This is a genomic window from Hafnia sp. (genome assembly GCF_036648275.1).
Lineage (GTDB): Bacteria > Pseudomonadota > Gammaproteobacteria > Enterobacterales > Enterobacteriaceae > Hafnia > Hafnia alvei.
Window position 1 is genome coordinate 12,236 of sequence record NZ_JAVXIQ010000035.1, and the last position, 15,885, is coordinate 28,120.

Consider the following 15,885-nt stretch of genomic DNA (forward strand, 5'->3'; position numbering starts at 1 on the left):
ACCTCCATATTAAATAAACACCCACAGCAATTAAATATTATAGGAATATCGTCATGCCTAATTATTACCGGCTTGGGAATAGAACCCCTGCTAATTTTACGCCACGTATTGCCGATACCGTAGGGCCCGGTGCGGGGCTCTCCATGGCAAATGCGGCTCCAGCAGTAAGGGCACAGGTTATTGACTCAGCCTTAACTCAAGTGACCCAAATTATTAATACGCCTACTCCAGGAAACCCGCAGCATTATTCAATTTTGCCAAATCCCAATGTAGGACAGGATTTGCTAGATTGGGCCGCAACTCGAGAGGCTCTGCTCGCCGATAATACATGGACGAATCCTCTTATCGGGCCCTACACTACGGACGTCAACACGGCACGTACAGGCCAAGTTAACTAGGGGAAGATTTATGGATCTCATTAAAAAAATGTGTGGTTCATTTGATTTCACAACGATTTCTTCTGAACTCTATGCACTTATCCCACAGGATAAAACGGACGTAGAAACAGCCAAAAAAGCGGTGGACTACGGCTATCCCGGTGTTGCCCCTATTCTGCCGGTGCTCATCTACTGGCTACAGGATCTTAACTGGCCGGTAGCGCAGGTGTTAACACCGTTTTTAGCCAAAATTGGTGCCCCGCTAAAACAGCCAGTACTTGATGTGCTAAAAACTCAAGACTCGATTTGGAAATATTGGGTCGTCAGTGAATTAGTCGATACAGCCGACCTTCAACTGGCCAAAGCCATCGCCCCTGAGCTACAGCATTTGAAACTCAAAACGGCGGCGAGCGTCGACGAGGATGATATTAGCGTCAATTCAGCTATTGACGCGATTTTGCATAAACTCCAAACGCAACGCCCTTAGTTCCACCTGATATAGAGGTGGCGAAATTCGGTGTGTTTTTCGTCGCCTTTCTCTATTGTCTTTTCATTGATTCACTTCCCCACCTGTGATCCCCTTCCCAATTCTTATACAACCGGCCCTGTCACTATCGCCTAAAATCCTTCACAATTAAGAAATTAATTCGTTGTTTTATCTATAAATACTTTTCTTCTCCACGTCCTTATTCCTTTAAATCACGCGTATAAAATCTATTTGCATATACTTGTCTATACAAGTATATGTTAATCAATAACGGCTTTTGTTAAACACTAGTTAACTAGTAAATCCTGATATCTGAACTGATAACGCGAAAGGAAAATAAAAGTGACTCTTCCAAACCGACTGCGTGAAATCGACATCCGCGCCCCGCGTGGTACTCAACTCAATGCCAAGAGCTGGCAGACCGAAGCGCCATTGCGCATGCTGATGAATAATCTTGATCCTGAAGTGGCAGAAAACCCTCATGAATTAGTGGTTTATGGCGGCATAGGGCGCGCAGCACGCAACTGGGAGTGCTACGATAAAATCGTTGAAACACTAAAAAAATTAAACGATGACGAAACCCTGCTAGTGCAATCTGGCAAACCCGTTGGCGTATTCAAAACCCACAGCAATGCACCGCGCGTATTGATTGCTAACTCCAATCTGGTACCACACTGGGCAACGTGGGAACACTTCAATGAGCTCGATGCCAAAGGCTTGGCGATGTACGGCCAAATGACCGCTGGCAGCTGGATTTACATCGGTAGCCAAGGCATCGTTCAGGGTACTTATGAAACGTTTGTGGAAGCAGGCCGCCAGCATTACAACGGCGATCTTACTGGTCGTTGGGTTCTGACCGCAGGCTTAGGCGGCATGGGTGGCGCTCAGCCGTTAGCCGCAACCATGGCTGGGCTGACCTCATTGAACATCGAATGCCAGCAAAGTCGTATCGATTTTCGTCTGAAAACGGGCTACGTCGACGAACAGGCGACCGATCTGGATGACGCACTAGCACGCATCAAACATTATACCGATGCGGGTAAAGCCATATCTATTGCCCTGTGCGGCAATGCGGCAGAAATTCTGCCTGAATTAGTCCGTCGCGGCGTACGCCCAGACATGGTGACTGACCAAACCAGCGCGCACGACCCACTCAATGGCTATTTACCGAAAGGCTGGACATGGGAATCGTATCGCGAGCGAGCGCAGTCCGAGCCTGCATTCGTGGTGAATGCCGCTAAAGAGTCCATGGCTGAGCACGTTGAAGCCATGCTGGCTTTCCAAAAGATGGGCATTCCTACCTTTGACTACGGCAACAACATCCGCCAGATGGCCAAAGAGATGGGCGTGACTAACGCTTTCGATTTCCCCGGTTTTGTCCCTGCTTATATTCGCCCACTGTTCTGCCGTGGCGTAGGTCCGTTCCGTTGGGCGGCATTGTCAGGCGATCCTGAAGATATCTTCAAAACCGATGCCATGGTCAAAGAGCTTATTCCTGACGATGAACATCTGCATCACTGGCTAGATATGGCGCGTGAACGTATTCACTTCCAAGGGTTGCCAGCGCGTATTTGCTGGGTTGGCTTAGGCCAGCGCGCTAAGTTAGGTTTAGCTTTCAATGAAATGGTACGCAGCGGCGCGCTTTCCGCCCCTATCGTGATAGGTCGCGACCACTTGGACTCAGGCTCGGTTGCCAGTCCAAACCGCGAAACAGAATCCATGCAAGATGGTTCTGACGCCGTATCCGACTGGCCACTGCTGAACGCATTATTAAACACCGCCAGTGGAGCAACATGGGTTTCACTGCATCACGGCGGCGGCGTGGGAATGGGCTTCTCTCAGCACTCTGGCATGGTTATCGTGTGTGATGGCACCGACGAAGCCGCTGAACGCATCGCCCGCGTACTGCACAACGACCCCGCAACCGGCGTGATGCGTCATGCGGATGCTGGCTATGAGATCGCCATTGAATGCGCACACGAGCAGGGATTAAACCTGCCAATGATTACCTCCGCTCAGGGGAAAAAATAATGTTCGAATTAATGCTTCAGCCGGGAAAAATCACCCTCAACCAACTGCGTGAGATCTATCATCACCCCGTACATATTCAGCTGCACAGCAGCGCGCGTGAGCCAATTCGTCAAAGCGTAGCCTGCGTAGAACGTATTGTGGCCGAAGGTCGTACCGCCTACGGCATCAACACCGGTTTTGGTCTGCTGGCTTCAACACGTATTGAAACCTGCGATTTAGAGAATCTTCAGCGTTCCATCGTACTTTCACATGCGGCGGGTGTAGGCAGTGCTAACGATGACGCGATCGTACGCTTAATCATGGTGATGAAAATCAATAGCCTAGCGCGTGGCTTCTCGGGAATTCGTGAAGAAGTGCTGGATGCTTTGATTGCCTTGGTGAATGCCGAAGTGTATCCACATATTCCGGTAAAAGGCTCAGTCGGCGCTTCTGGGGATTTAGCCCCGCTGGCACACATGAGTCTGGTGCTGCTGGGTGAAGGTCAGGCACGCTATCAAGATGAATGGCTACCCGCCACGCAGGCGTTAGAGAAAGCCGGTTTGAAACCTATTCAACTGGCAGCCAAAGAAGGGTTAGCATTACTTAATGGCACACAGGTTTCGACCGCATATGCGCTACGTGGCCTTTTCGACGCAGAAGATATGTATGCATCTGCATTGGTGTGCGGCGGTTTAACCGTTGAAGCCGTGCTGGGCTCACGCAGCCCGTTTGACGCCCGTATCCACGACGTACGTGGACAAATTGGCCAAATCGACAGCGCCGCAGCCTACCGCCATCTGCTCGGTGAACGCAGTGAGGTCTCTGATTCCCATCATAACTGCGGAAAAGTTCAAGACCCCTACTCCCTGCGCTGCCAGCCACAGGTGATGGGCGCTTGTCTGACACAAATCCGTCAGGCCGCTGCCGTACTAGAAATTGAGGCTAATGCGGTTTCCGATAATCCGCTGGTCTTCGCCGAACAAAATGACGTGGTTTCTGGCGGAAACTTCCACGCTGAACCCGTGGCAATGGCGGCAGATAATCTGGCGCTGGCTTTGGCTGAAATCGGCGCACTGTCTGAACGCCGAACTTCGCTGATGATGGATAAGCATATGTCACAGCTGCCGCCATTCTTGGTGAACAACGGCGGCGTTAACTCTGGCTTCATGATCGCTCAAGTCACTGCTGCCGCGCTAGCCAGCGAAAACAAAGCCCTCGCGCATCCTTCCAGCGTTGATAGCTTACCTACTTCCGCTAATCAGGAAGACCATGTTTCGATGGCACCGGCTGCGGGGCGTCGACTCTGGGAAATGGCAGAAAACGTACGTGGGATTCTGGCTATTGAATGGCTTTCTGCCTGCCAAGGGTTAGATTTCCGCAACGGTTTAAAAACCAGCCCACGGTTAGAACAAGCACGTCAGCTGTTACGCGAAAGCGTGGCTTATTACGACAAGGATCGTTTCTTCGCCCCCGACATTGAAGCCGCCAGCCAGCTATTAGGTTCCGGCCAGCTCAAAGCGCTCATTCCTAACGCGCTGCTGCCTAGCCAAGCCTAAGTCCTCTCTCATTATCTGCAAAAAGTAAGAGCACGCAGGGTATATATTCTATACCCTGCGTCGGTAATCTGTACCTGCCGACCAATATGACGGGATAAAACATGCAAAATAATAATGAAACATCGCCCCTGCAACCTCACAACACTTCGCACCTCAAACGTGGTTTAAACGCACGCCACATTCGTTTTCTGGCTTTAGGCTCCGCCATCGGCACCGGTCTGTTTTACGGTTCTGCGGGCGCGATACAACTGGCCGGCCCCGCGGTTTTATTAGCCTACTTAGTGGGCGGGCTCGCTGTTTTCATGGTGATGCGTGCGCTGGGTGAAATGGCGGTGCACCAGCCGGTATCCGGCTCTTTCGGTCACTATGCCAGCCGATATCTTGGCCCCCTAGCCGGTTTCATCACCGGTTGGACATATACTTTTGAAATGGTGATTGTCGGCATGGCTGACGTCACGGCCTTCGGCATCTATATGGGGCTCTGGTTCCCCGATGTTTCCCAATGGATTTGGGTGCTCAGCATCGTGTGCTTTATCGGTGCGTTGAACCTGTGCAGCGTTAAAGTATTTGGCGAAATGGAATTTTGGCTCTCGCTGATTAAAGTGGTCGCGATTATCGCCATGATCGTCGGCGGCGGTGCCATTATGATGTTTGGCTTCGGCCAGCATGAACAGGCAACGGGTTTTAGTAATCTGTGGCAGCACGGCGGATTTATGCCAAACGGCATTACCGGCGTCATCGCTTCGCTGGCTGTGGTTATGTTTGCCTTTGGTGGGATAGAGATTATTGGCGTGACGGCGAGCGAAGCCCGCGATCCGGCCAAGGTAATCCCTAAAGCCATCAACACGGTTCCAGTCCGAATCTTGCTGTTTTATGTCCTCACGTTGATGGTATTAATGGCGATTTATCCGTGGAACAGCATTGGCCAGCATGGCAGTCCATTCGTTGAAATCTTTAAAAGTCTGGGTATCAGTTCTGCCGCTCACGTCCTCAACGTGGTGGTTATCACGGCAGCAATATCGGCCATCAACAGCGACATTTTTGGCGCTGGACGCATGATGTATGGCATGGCAAAAGATGGGCAAGCACCTCAGTGCTTTACCAAATTAACCGCAGGCGGTGTGCCGTGGATGACCGTTCTGGTGATGGCGATTGCTCTACTCACCGGCGTGGTGTTGAACTATCTGATTCCAGAAAAAGTCTTCTTGATTATTGCCTCTATCGCTACCTTTGCCACCGTGTGGGTATGGCTTATGATCCTGCTTTCTCAGGTTGCTATGCGCCGCCAGATGAGCAAGGAAGAAGTCGCTACGCTGAAATTCCCAGTACCGTTCTGGCCGTTAGCGCCAGCGTTAACCATTATCTTCATGGCCTTCGTTATTGCCTTGCTCGGTTATTTTGAAGACAGCCGAGTTGCTCTCGCCGTGGGTGTGGTGTGGATGGCGCTGCTGACGTTGGCATGGTGGATTTGGGTGAGAAAACCGAAAGGTCAATCTGTGAATGATTTTAATGCTGAAACTGAGGCGGATGTGTAGCTCAGCGAATCCCCCCTCCCAGCCTCCCCCTTTGTTCAGACCGGAGACATGGTGAACACTTGTTCGGAGACATGGTAGACACTTACAACTAAGGTATTCGTACATCTTAAGAAGGATGTTACCTATGCCGTGGGATGCGAGATCTACCATGTCATTACGTGCCGAGTTTGTTGCTTTAGCCTCGCAAGACGGGGCTAATATCCGCGCGCTGTGCCGTCATTACGGCATCACACCCGCGACTGCTTATAAATGGTTACGACGCTTTCAGACCGAAGGGGCTGCTGGTATCGTTAACCGCTCTACACGCCCTCATTTTTCTCCTCGACGAACCGCTGAAGAGAGCCAAGCACTGATACTTGCGCTCGCGTTGCGGCATCCCTATTGGGGCGCACGTAAGCTCAAGGCTTATCTTGAACAGCATGGACATTCGATGCCCGCTGCCAGTACGGTACACGCTATTTTATTGCGTCAGGGGCACCGTTCGGCGCCTGCTGCATCGCTCGCCGTTGGCCGTTTCGAACACGATGCCCCCAACCAATTATGGCAGATGGACTTTAAGGGCCATTTTCCTCTGGCTCAGGGGCGCAGCCATCCGCTGACGTTATTAGATGATCATTCTCGTTTTTCTTTGTGCCTTCAGCATTGCGATAACGAACGTCGGGAGACGGTACAGCAGGCACTGGCTAGTGTATTTGAACGTTACGGACTGCCCGAGCGAATGACGATGGATAATGGTGCGCCATGGGGAGACCGAACGGGGACATGGACGGGTTTGGAGTTATGGCTGATGCGACAAGGCATTAAGGTTGGACATTCAAGGCCTTATCATCCACAGACGCAGGGCAAGCTGGAACGATTTCACCGCAGTTTGAAGGCTGAGTTGTTACAAGGAAAAACCTTTAGCAACGGTACCGATGTCCAACAACACTTCAGCCGCTGGCGTGATGTTTATAATCTGGAGCGCCCACACGAAGCGTTGAAAATGGCGGTCCCAGCGAGCTGATATCAGCCGTCGCCACGAAGCTATATCGCCCATCCAGCGGCAGCAGAATACGACGATGGCGTGGCCGTGAGGAAAGTGGATAGCAGCGGTTGGATGAGTTTTTATGGAGAAAAGTTGAAGGTAGGAAAGGGATTTATACGAGAAAGACTGGGGATAAAAGAAAGTGGTGCTGACGGTGTTTATGAAGTGTGGTGGTACAGCCATAAAGTGGGGGTAATCGACCTCAAAAAGAGGTCGATTCAGATGGGTAAACAATGTTAAAAAGTGTACACCATGTCTCCAAACATCCGTCTACTATGTCTCCGGTCTGAACACCCTTCGCAGGGGGAGGAGTTGATCGAGATTCTGCTCAACATATCTGATCCCCTCCCAGCCGCTCCCTTGACAGGGGGGAGTTGATCGAGAATTCTCACAATCTACGCCGAACGGTTCCCTCCCCTGTGAAGGGGAGGGTTAGGGTGGGGTCAGTCTAAAGAACCTTGCTCAAAAACGCTGCCGTACGTGGATTCTGTGGCGCGGTGAAGATCTGCTCGGGTGTACCCTCTTCCTGAATAATACCTTGGTCGATAAATACCACCCGGTCGGCGACTTCACGGGCAAAGCCCATTTCATGAGTCACGATCACCATCGTCATTCCTTCCTGCGCCAGCTTCTTCATCACTTCTAACACTTCGCCAACCAGCTCAGGATCAAGCGCAGACGTCGGCTCATCAAAAAGAATAATCGAGGGGTCCATCGCCATAGAACGTGCGATTGCCACCCTCTGTTGCTGCCCGCCAGATAAGCTAGCAGGCCATGCATCAATTTTGTCGAGTAGGCCCACCTTATCTAACAAAACTTCAGCGCGCTTAAGCGCATCTGCACGCGACATCCCTTTCACCGACATCGGCGCCATAATCAGATTGTCTAACACCGTCATATGGGGGAACAGGTTAAAACGCTGAAACACCATGCCAACGCTTTCGCGCATTTTATTTAAATTTGCTTTGGGATTATGAACATCAAAACCATTAACCGACACTTCGCCGCCGTCTGGTTTTTCTAATGCATTGAGGCAGCGTAAAAACGTGCTTTTCCCCGATCCCGACGGGCCAATAATGCAAACCACTTCCTGCGGCTTGATATCGCAAGAGATCCCACGCAGTACGTGCGTTTCACCAAATTGCTTCTGCAAATTATCAACGTGAATCACTTTTGCTCAACCTCTTTTCCATATGTTGCACCAGCAGCGACAGGATGAACGTTAGCATCCAGTAAATCACTGAAATCGTTAGGTAGGGTTCCCAGTAAGTCGCATACGCGCCAGACACGGTACGCGCGGCGTACGCAAGATCGGCCAAGCCAATGGCTGAGGCCAATGAGGAGTCTTTAACGATAGCAATCGCGTTATTTCCTAACGGCGGGAGTATCCGGCGAAACGCCTGCGGCAAAATCACTTTACGCATGGTTTTACCCCAGCTCATGCCGAGTGCGCGAGAAGCCTCCATTTGGCCGTGATCGATTGATTGAATACCCGCACGGAAAATCTCAGATACATAAGCGCCAGCATTAAGCGTGATCGCCACAATACAAGAGAGGAACGCGCCATAGTCTGAACGCAGCATGCGGGCAAAATCTACTGACATCAGCCCGCTCGTCACCAAAACACCGTCGCGCGGGTTTATCAACAGAGGAACGAGGGCAAAATGCACCACCATAATCTGTACAAACAGCGGTGTGCCACGGAAAGCACTCACGTAAACACGTACAGGCCATTGTACAAAATAACGTAACACGAAGCGCCACGGGCCATTTTCAGCCTTAGCCATTCTTCCTAAGCCTAAGGTTAGGCCCCAAAGCGTACCTAAAATCACACAGATAATGGTGCATTTGATGGTCATCCACGCGCCTTCAGCAAACAGCGGGGCATATTCCTGAATGATTTCCCAACGGAATCCGGTCATACAACTTTCCTGTTTATTACATTTTTTCTATTTATGACAGCAAGTTATAACAGCTATACCGGTTGCGCCCAGTCCATGAGCGCAACCCGCAGCGTTTACATTTCAGGCAGCGTTGGAACGTTCGCGTCAAACCATTGGGTATAAATCTTGGCATAGGTCCCGTCGGCCACAATTTTCTTTAGGCCGGCATTAATTTTTTCGAGTAATTCTTGGTTGCCTTTTGCCACGGCGATACCAAAATACTGACGTTCAAATTTGCTATCGGGAACCAGTTTGAATTCTTTCTCTGGATGATTTTTGATGTAGTACTTCACCACGCCCACATCGCCAACCGCCGCGCCTAAACCATCCTCATACAGCTCTTGCAGCATCAGCGGCGTATTATCGAAGCGTTTAATATCAGTGCTGTTTTTGCCTAATACCTCAGACACCACGATGTCGCCGGTGCTTGAATTCACCACCCCAACCTTCTGCCCTTTCAGCGCATTAACTGAGTCTACTTTTGAGCCATTCGGCACCACGATAGACTGTTCGGCTGGGAAATAAGGCGCGGAGAAGTCCACCATCTGCTGGCGTTTATCGGTAATGGTGATGCCAGAAATAATGATGTCGCGGTCGCCTGAGTTAAGCGTGGCGAAAATGCCTTCCCATGGCGTATTAACCAGTTTGATATCAAACCCTTCGGCCTTAGCGACCGCTTTGATGATATCAATATCAAAACCTTCCAACTGTTTCTGGCTATTTTCAAACTCAAATGGACGATAGGTACCACCAGAGCCCACAACGTAGGTTTGTTGTGCAGCGAAAGAGCTCCCCATCATTGCAGCCATAAAGCAGCCAGCCAATACCATTTTCTTCAACATGCCTTTTCCCCTGACGTTAGATATTTTATTTATGCAGTTTTAATGCATAAAAATACACAACAAAGCATACCAACTCAATACCATTGCGAATAAAATTTTACCATCAGCATAAAAATTCAATCTAGCGTCACAATTAAGCATCAGTTGTTGCAGGAATTCAGTATTCCAGTGGGAGATCTTACGAAGACACGCAAAGACTATGTTTTATACGGAATCAGATAGCATGAGAGAGAGGAGAAACGGCGTGGAGAAAGACATAACTTTACGCTTTATCGAACATGTTGAGATATCGATTACAAAATAAGCAGAATTTTTGTGGCATAGTACTTCTAGGTTTTGACAAAAAGGAGTGCATATGTTCCCAGAGTATCGAGATCTTATCTCAAGACTGAAAACAGAAGACGTCCGTTTTGCCACGCTCTTTCATGAGCACAACCAGTTGGATCACACGATCCGAAGGGCTGAAAACCGGCCAGGAGCCCCATTTGATGAGCAAATTGCAGGATTGAAACGAGAGAAGCTCAGACTAAAAGATGAGCTTTATAAAATCCTGCGATCGTATGAAGATGAAGCAACAACCTGATAGTTTGTCGTGTTGTTTTCTTCTGCATATAAAATACCGAATAAAAAAAACCCGCTCATGAGCGGGTTTTTTAATGAAGTCGTTTTTAATTAAAAAAACGTGCTCAATAACGAATTACTGACCTTTAACTTCTTTCAGACCGTTGAATGGTGCTGGGGTGCCTTGTGCAGCCAGAGCTTCTTCGATACGAATCAGCTGGTTGTATTTAGCAACACGGTCAGAACGGCTCATAGAACCGGTTTTGATTTGGCCTGCAGCGGTACCAACAGCCAGATCAGCGATGGTAGCATCTTCAGTTTCACCTGAACGGTGAGAGATAACTGCAGTGTAACCAGCGTCTTTAGCCATTTTGATTGCAGCCAGAGTTTCGGTCAGAGAACCGATCTGGTTGAATTTAATCAGGATGGAGTTAACGATACCTTTTTCGATACCTTCTTTCAGGATCTTGGTATTGGTTACGAACAGATCGTCACCGACCAGCTGGATTTTGTCGCCCAGTACTTTAGTCTGGTATGCGAAGCCATCCCAGTCAGATTCGTCCAAACCGTCTTCGATAGAAACGATTGGGTAATCTTTGGTCAGGTTTTCCAGGAAGTGGGTGAATTCTTCAGAGGTGAAAGCTTTGTTGCCTTCGCCAGCCAGAACGTATTTACCGTCTTTGTAGAATTCAGATGCAGCACAGTCCATAGCCAGAGTAACATCTTTACCCAGCTCGTAGCCTGCTGCTTTAACCGCTTCAGCAATTACAGCCAGCGCTTCTGCGTTAGAACCCAGGTTAGGCGCGTAGCCACCTTCGTCACCAACAGCAGTGTTCATACCTTTAGACTTCAGAACTTTAGCCAGGTTGTGGAACACTTCAGAACCGATGCGAACCGCTTCTTTCAGAGTTTTAGCGCCAACAGGCTGGATCATGAACTCTTGGATATCAACGTTGTTGTCGGCATGTTCGCCGCCGTTGATGATGTTCATCATAGGCAGAGGCATAGAATATTTGCCTGGAGTGCCGTTCAGTTCAGCGATGTGCGCATACAGCGGCAGGCCTTTAGAAGCAGCAGCAGCTTTAGCAGCAGCCAGAGAAACAGCCAGGATAGCGTTAGCGCCAAACTTGGATTTGTTTTCTGTACCATCAAGATCGATCATGATCTTATCGATGTTAGCCTGGTCTTTCGCATCTTTACCCATAACCGCCTGAGCGATTGGGCCGTTTACAGCGGCAACGGCTTTCAGTACGCCTTTACCCATGAAACGGGATTTGTCACCGTCACGCAGTTCCAGCGCTTCACGGGAACCAGTTGAAGCACCTGATGGTGCAGCAGCCATACCTACAAAGCCGCCTTCCAGATGAACTTCAGCTTCTACAGTTGGGTTTCCGCGTGAGTCGATGATTTCGCGACCAATGACTTTAACGATTTTGGACATTAGGTTTTCCTCGATACAAGTTAAACTAAAAACTCCAGACGACAGGCGCGAAACCGATGCTTCGCGCCTACCAGTATATTCACTTATTTTGCCTGACGCTTCTGGTACTCACCGGCCGCTTTCACAAAACCAGCGAACAACGGATGTCCATCACGCGGCGTAGAAGTAAACTCTGGGTGGAACTGAGAAGCTACAAACCATGGGTGGTTTGGCAACTCAATGATTTCCACCAGCTTGTTATCCGCAGAACGGCCGGTCACACGCAGACCCGCAGCTTCAATCTGTTTCAACAGCATGTTGTTTACTTCATAGCGATGGCGATGACGTTCAACGATAGTTGGTGAACCGTACATCTGACGAACCAAACTTCCATCGGCCAGATTACATTGTTGTCCACCTAAACGCATCGTGCCACCTAGGTCGCTTTCTTCTGTACGTACTTCTACGTTGCCTTCTTCGTCACGCCATTCTGAAATCAGCGCAACTACTGGATATTTGCAGTCTGGTACAAACTCGGTTGAGTTCGCATCAGCCATGCCTGCCACGTTACGGGCAAACTCCATCAGAGCAACCTGCATACCCAAGCAAATGCCCAGATATGGAATATTATTTTCACGCGCATAGCGTGCGGTAGCGATTTTGCCTTCGATACCACGGTAGCCAAAGCCGCCCGGTACCAAAATCGCATCCAGACCTTTCAGCAGCTCAACGCCTTTGGTCTCTACGTCTTGAGAATCGATAAGCTTGATGTTCACGGTAACGCGATTTTTCAGGCCGCCGTGCTTCAATGCTTCGATAACAGACTTGTAGGCATCCGGTAATTCGATGTATTTACCGACCATACCGATGGTCACTTCACCACCAGGATTGGCTTCTTCGTAAATCACCTGTTCCCATTCTGCCAGATTTGCTTCCGGACAGTTTAAGCTGAATCGTTTACAAATGTAATCATCAAGTCCCTGAGATTTCAAGAGGCCTGGAATTTTATAAATAGAATCAACGTCTTTCAGAGAAATAACGGCTTTCTCAGGAACGTTACAGAATAGCGCAATTTTTGCGCGTTCATTCGCAGGAACAGCACGATCTGAACGGCAAATCAGTACGTCTGGCTGAATACCGATAGACAGAAGCTCTTTAACAGAGTGCTGTGTAGGCTTGGTTTTCACTTCGCCAGCCGCAGCCATATAAGGCACCAGAGTCAGGTGCATATACATGGTGTGCTCGCGACCTACTTCTACCGCCATCTGGCGAATAGCTTCGAGGAATGGCAAGGATTCGATATCACCGACGGTACCGCCGATTTCAACCAAAACCACATCGTGACCTTCGCCACCTTCAAGGATGCGTTCTTTGATTGCATTAGTGATATGAGGAATAACCTGAACGGTAGCGCCCAGATAATCGCCACGGCGCTCTTTACGCAGCACATCGGAATAGATGCGGCCAGTGGTAAAGTTATTGCGGCGGGACATTTTGGTACGGATGAAACGCTCGTAATGACCTAAATCCAGATCGGTTTCTGCGCCGTCTTCGGTGACGAAAACTTCTCCGTGCTGGATAGGGCTCATCGTGCCCGGATCGACGTTGATGTACGGATCCAGTTTCATCATGCTTACGTTGAGGCCACGGGCTTCAAGAATAGCCGCCAGGGAGGCTGCGGCAATGCCTTTACCCAGAGAGGATACAACCCCGCCGGTCACAAAAATATAATTAGTTGTCATGCTGAACCTGAGAGTTAGGTTTAAAGACGATGGAAGAACCAAGACGGGACAGTAGTATACCCGAACCTTTCATTTGCCACAAACGATCTCAGTACCTAAGTCACATTTGTTTAGGATAAAAGGTATGAATAAATTCATTTAATCTTTAAATTACAATTAGATAAAAATTTCATTGGTAAAAAAAACCTATAAACCAACGATAGGTGGTGAAATTTGTTAAAACGGATGATAACTCGTATGTTGGTTTTCTATCCTAAAAGCACTGTTCATGACGATGTTAGAAGCCGCTGTATCCGATATCGGTAGCCTACAACTCCCTCTTAATTAATCAATTCTTAATTATCAATTAAATTGATTCGATGGGTAACTCTTCTTAAACTGACATGATTCTTAAGAAACTCTAATACTTTGTTTTCTTTTTACCTGAATTCGCCGCGCCAGCCATACAAAACATGTAAACGAATCTACCTCTGGCGTTAAGAGGCGTTAAGAAAGAAATCATTTATGGTTTGAATAATAAAATTTAAACCATGGATATCAACAAAGCAGGAAGTCCTTAAAATTATCTAATGCGGGATCTTGATAAGAGATGTGAGCGTCAATTGGATTGACCGCTTGCTTGAAGGGGCTTCAATCAGGTATTTGATACTAAGGAAGGTATAACATGATCGGATTACCCGCAGCGCGTCAAACAGACGAAACTACGATCGGCGGCCCCATCACGCAGGGTTCATTAGGCGTGTTGATTGGCGCGCCCAGCGGCGTGGCCTGTTCGACCTGTCCAAACGGTATCGCTAGCGCGCGCCCTAAAGGAAAACCTATTAATCCGACCCTCGGCGCTAAAGTTCTCTCTGCCGAAACTGACTTTGCCTTACCGGCCGCCGTGCCTTTTATCCTGTCCCGCAGCTACGGCAGCTACCAAACCAATACCCCCGCGCCCGTGGGCTTGCTCGGCCCCGGCTGGCAATTGCCCAGCGGCATCAGCCTGCTGGTGACTAAAACCGGCCTTATCCTCAACGATAACGGCGGGCGCAGCCTGCATTTCAATACGCTCGCCGTCGGTGAGGCGCATTTCAGCCGCAGTGAATCCCTGTGGCTGGTGCGCGGCGGTTTATTAGAGCGCGATAAAAAACATCCGCTGGCGATGCTTTGGCACACCCTACCCGAGTCGTGGCGGTTAAATTCACACCTGTATTTGTGTACCGCCGACGCCCTTGGTCCGTGGTGGGTACTCGGTATTTCGGAAGACGAAGGCCACACCGCACTCCCTGCGCCCTTATCAGCGCGGCGCTTTTTGCGCGGCATGCGTGACCGTTTTGGGCAGGAATTACAGTACGTTTACGACGGTACTGACCTGTTTGCCGGCGTCATCACCGAAGTCGAGGACAGCGTAGGGCGGCGTTATCGGTTGGAGCACCAACATATCGCCGAGGCCGTCTGTACACAGCGTGGCGGTTGGGGGCGTGACAACGGCGTTCGCCTGTCGGCGGTGTTTTTGGTGCATGACCCCGACTTTCCCGATGTGCCCGCCGAGCCGCTGGTGCGTTACGAATACACCCCGCGCGGTGAGCTACAAACCGTGTATGACCGCAGTGGGCAAGCCATTCGCCAGTTCGTCTATCACCCCGATTTACTCGGGCGCATGACCGCCCACCGCTATCTGGACCGCCCCGTCAGCCGCTATACCTACGACGCTCAAGGCCACGCCGTGACCCAAAGCAACCCCAACGGACTGGATTATCAGTTCGATTATGCAGACGATAGCACCACGGTGACCGACAGTCTGGGCCGCCGTGAAACCTATTATTACACCGGTGAAAAAGGCCTTAAGCGGGTGGTGAAGCGCACCTACGCCGACGACAGTGAAAGCCACAACGAGGTGGCGGGCTATCTGTTGATGGCGCAAACCGATGCGCTGGGGCGAAAAACGGCGTTCACCCACGATATTACCACCAGTCAGCTCACCAGCATCGTGGCTCCCGACGGCAACCGTACCCGCTTTGCCTACAACGTCCACGGTTTACTCACTCAGACGATACTGCCCGATGACCGTCGCCTCACGCGCAGCTATGACTCACTCGGTCGCCTAACCGCTGAAAGTGATGCCCTTAACCGCACCGTGCACTATGCCTATGCTGATGACGCCAGCGCGCAGCCCTGTACGATTACCAATGCCGGCGGCGGAGAGAAACGCCTGACATGGACGCGCAGCGGCCAGCTGGCCCACTACACCGACTGCTCGGGCAACACCACCGAATACCGCTATGACCGCTGGGGACAGCGCCGTGAGATTTACCGCCCCGCAGGTATCACGCAGCGTTATACATACGATGCCCGTGGCCGCCTCTCCGCCACGGAAAACAACGCCGGTGAACGCACTCAGTATCA

Annotated in this window: 12 protein-coding genes and 1 pseudogene; 8 read left to right on the plus strand and 5 right to left on the minus strand. The window is 50.1% G+C overall.

From position 1 onward, the window contains the following. Positions 1-53: 53 nt before the first annotated feature. From RSC70_RS19205 to RSC70_RS19230, 6 genes and pseudogenes are all read left to right on the plus strand, one after another. Positions 54-398 (plus strand): hypothetical protein, encoded by a 345-nt coding sequence (locus tag RSC70_RS19205; RefSeq protein ID WP_040044490.1) that lies wholly within the window; start codon positions 54-56, stop codon positions 396-398. A gap of 10 nt (positions 399-408) precedes the next feature. Continuing rightward, positions 409-864 (plus strand): DUF5071 domain-containing protein, encoded by a 456-nt coding sequence (locus RSC70_RS19210; RefSeq protein WP_130997904.1) that lies wholly within the window; start codon positions 409-411, stop codon positions 862-864. Between the two features lie 342 nt (positions 865-1,206). Further along, positions 1,207-2,895 (plus strand): urocanate hydratase, encoded by a 1,689-nt coding sequence (gene hutU / locus RSC70_RS19215; RefSeq protein WP_115103473.1) that lies wholly within the window; start codon positions 1,207-1,209, stop codon positions 2,893-2,895. Beyond that, positions 2,895-4,430: a histidine ammonia-lyase gene (hutH, locus tag RSC70_RS19220; RefSeq protein WP_234619164.1), complete on the plus strand. Its 1,536-nt coding sequence runs from the start codon at positions 2,895-2,897 to the stop codon at positions 4,428-4,430. Before hutU ends, hutH begins: the two co-directional genes overlap by 1 nt. Before the next feature lie 101 nt (positions 4,431-4,531). Then, a complete protein-coding gene (locus tag RSC70_RS19225; RefSeq protein WP_025800564.1) occupies positions 4,532-5,965 on the plus strand; it encodes an amino acid permease in 1,434 nt (477 codons plus the stop codon). A gap of 124 nt (positions 5,966-6,089) precedes the next feature. Further along, a pseudogene (locus RSC70_RS19230) lies at positions 6,090-7,229 on the plus strand (IS481 family transposase). Positions 7,230-7,437: 208 nt separating this feature from the next. Here RSC70_RS19230 and RSC70_RS19235 read toward each other — a convergent pair. The 3 genes from RSC70_RS19235 to RSC70_RS19245 form a co-directional block, all read right to left on the minus strand. After that, on the minus strand, positions 7,438-8,160 hold the full coding sequence (locus tag RSC70_RS19235) for an amino acid ABC transporter ATP-binding protein (protein ID WP_332543219.1): 723 nt from the start codon (positions 8,158-8,160) through the stop codon (positions 7,438-7,440). After that, positions 8,147-8,911, minus strand: coding sequence for an amino acid ABC transporter permease (locus RSC70_RS19240; protein WP_025800562.1), 765 nt, complete (start codon positions 8,909-8,911; stop codon positions 8,147-8,149). Before RSC70_RS19240 ends, RSC70_RS19235 begins: the two co-directional genes overlap by 14 nt. A 95-nt stretch (positions 8,912-9,006) precedes the next feature. Beyond that, on the minus strand, positions 9,007-9,774 hold the full coding sequence (locus tag RSC70_RS19245) for a basic amino acid ABC transporter substrate-binding protein (RefSeq protein WP_332543220.1): 768 nt from the start codon (positions 9,772-9,774) through the stop codon (positions 9,007-9,009). Between the two features lie 355 nt (positions 9,775-10,129). Here RSC70_RS19245 and RSC70_RS19250 point away from each other — a divergent pair, with 355 nt between their 5' ends. Then, on the plus strand, positions 10,130-10,357 hold the full coding sequence (locus tag RSC70_RS19250) for a YdcH family protein (protein WP_025800560.1): 228 nt from the start codon (positions 10,130-10,132) through the stop codon (positions 10,355-10,357). Positions 10,358-10,471: 114 nt separating this feature from the next. Here RSC70_RS19250 and eno read toward each other — a convergent pair whose 3' ends face one another. Then, the gene (gene eno, locus RSC70_RS19255) at positions 10,472-11,776 is read right to left on the minus strand and encodes a phosphopyruvate hydratase (protein ID WP_025800559.1); all 1,305 of its coding nucleotides are present in this window, start codon (positions 11,774-11,776) and stop codon (positions 10,472-10,474) included. An 83-nt stretch (positions 11,777-11,859) separates the two neighbouring features. After that, complete coding sequence (gene pyrG / locus RSC70_RS19260; protein WP_332543221.1) at positions 11,860-13,497, minus strand: glutamine hydrolyzing CTP synthase; 1,638 nt, start codon at positions 13,495-13,497, stop codon at positions 11,860-11,862. 664 nt (positions 13,498-14,161) lie between these two features. Here pyrG and RSC70_RS19265 point away from each other — a divergent pair. After that, a partial coding sequence (locus RSC70_RS19265; RefSeq protein WP_332543222.1) for a DUF6531 domain-containing protein occupies positions 14,162-15,885 on the plus strand: 1,724 nt, incomplete at its 3' end.

Bases quoted from the DNA above. Each gene is read 5' to 3' on its own strand.
- pyrG (WP_332543221.1), bottom strand. From the start codon at position 13,497: ATGACAACTAATTATATTTTTGTGACCGGCGGGGTTGTATCCTCTCTG.
- RSC70_RS19210 (WP_130997904.1), top strand. From the start codon at position 409: ATGGATCTCATTAAAAAAATGTGTGGTTCATTTGATTTCACAACGATT.
- RSC70_RS19245 (WP_332543220.1), bottom strand. From the start codon at position 9,774: ATGTTGAAGAAAATGGTATTGGCTGGCTGCTTTATGGCTGCAATGATG.
- RSC70_RS19205 (WP_040044490.1), top strand. From the start codon at position 54: ATGCCTAATTATTACCGGCTTGGGAATAGAACCCCTGCTAATTTTACG.
- RSC70_RS19225 (WP_025800564.1), top strand. From the start codon at position 4,532: ATGCAAAATAATAATGAAACATCGCCCCTGCAACCTCACAACACTTCG.
- RSC70_RS19250 (WP_025800560.1), top strand. From the start codon at position 10,130: ATGTTCCCAGAGTATCGAGATCTTATCTCAAGACTGAAAACAGAAGAC.
- hutH (WP_234619164.1), top strand. From the start codon at position 2,895: ATGTTCGAATTAATGCTTCAGCCGGGAAAAATCACCCTCAACCAACTG.
- eno (WP_025800559.1), bottom strand. From the start codon at position 11,776: ATGTCCAAAATCGTTAAAGTCATTGGTCGCGAAATCATCGACTCACGC.
- RSC70_RS19240 (WP_025800562.1), bottom strand. From the start codon at position 8,911: ATGACCGGATTCCGTTGGGAAATCATTCAGGAATATGCCCCGCTGTTT.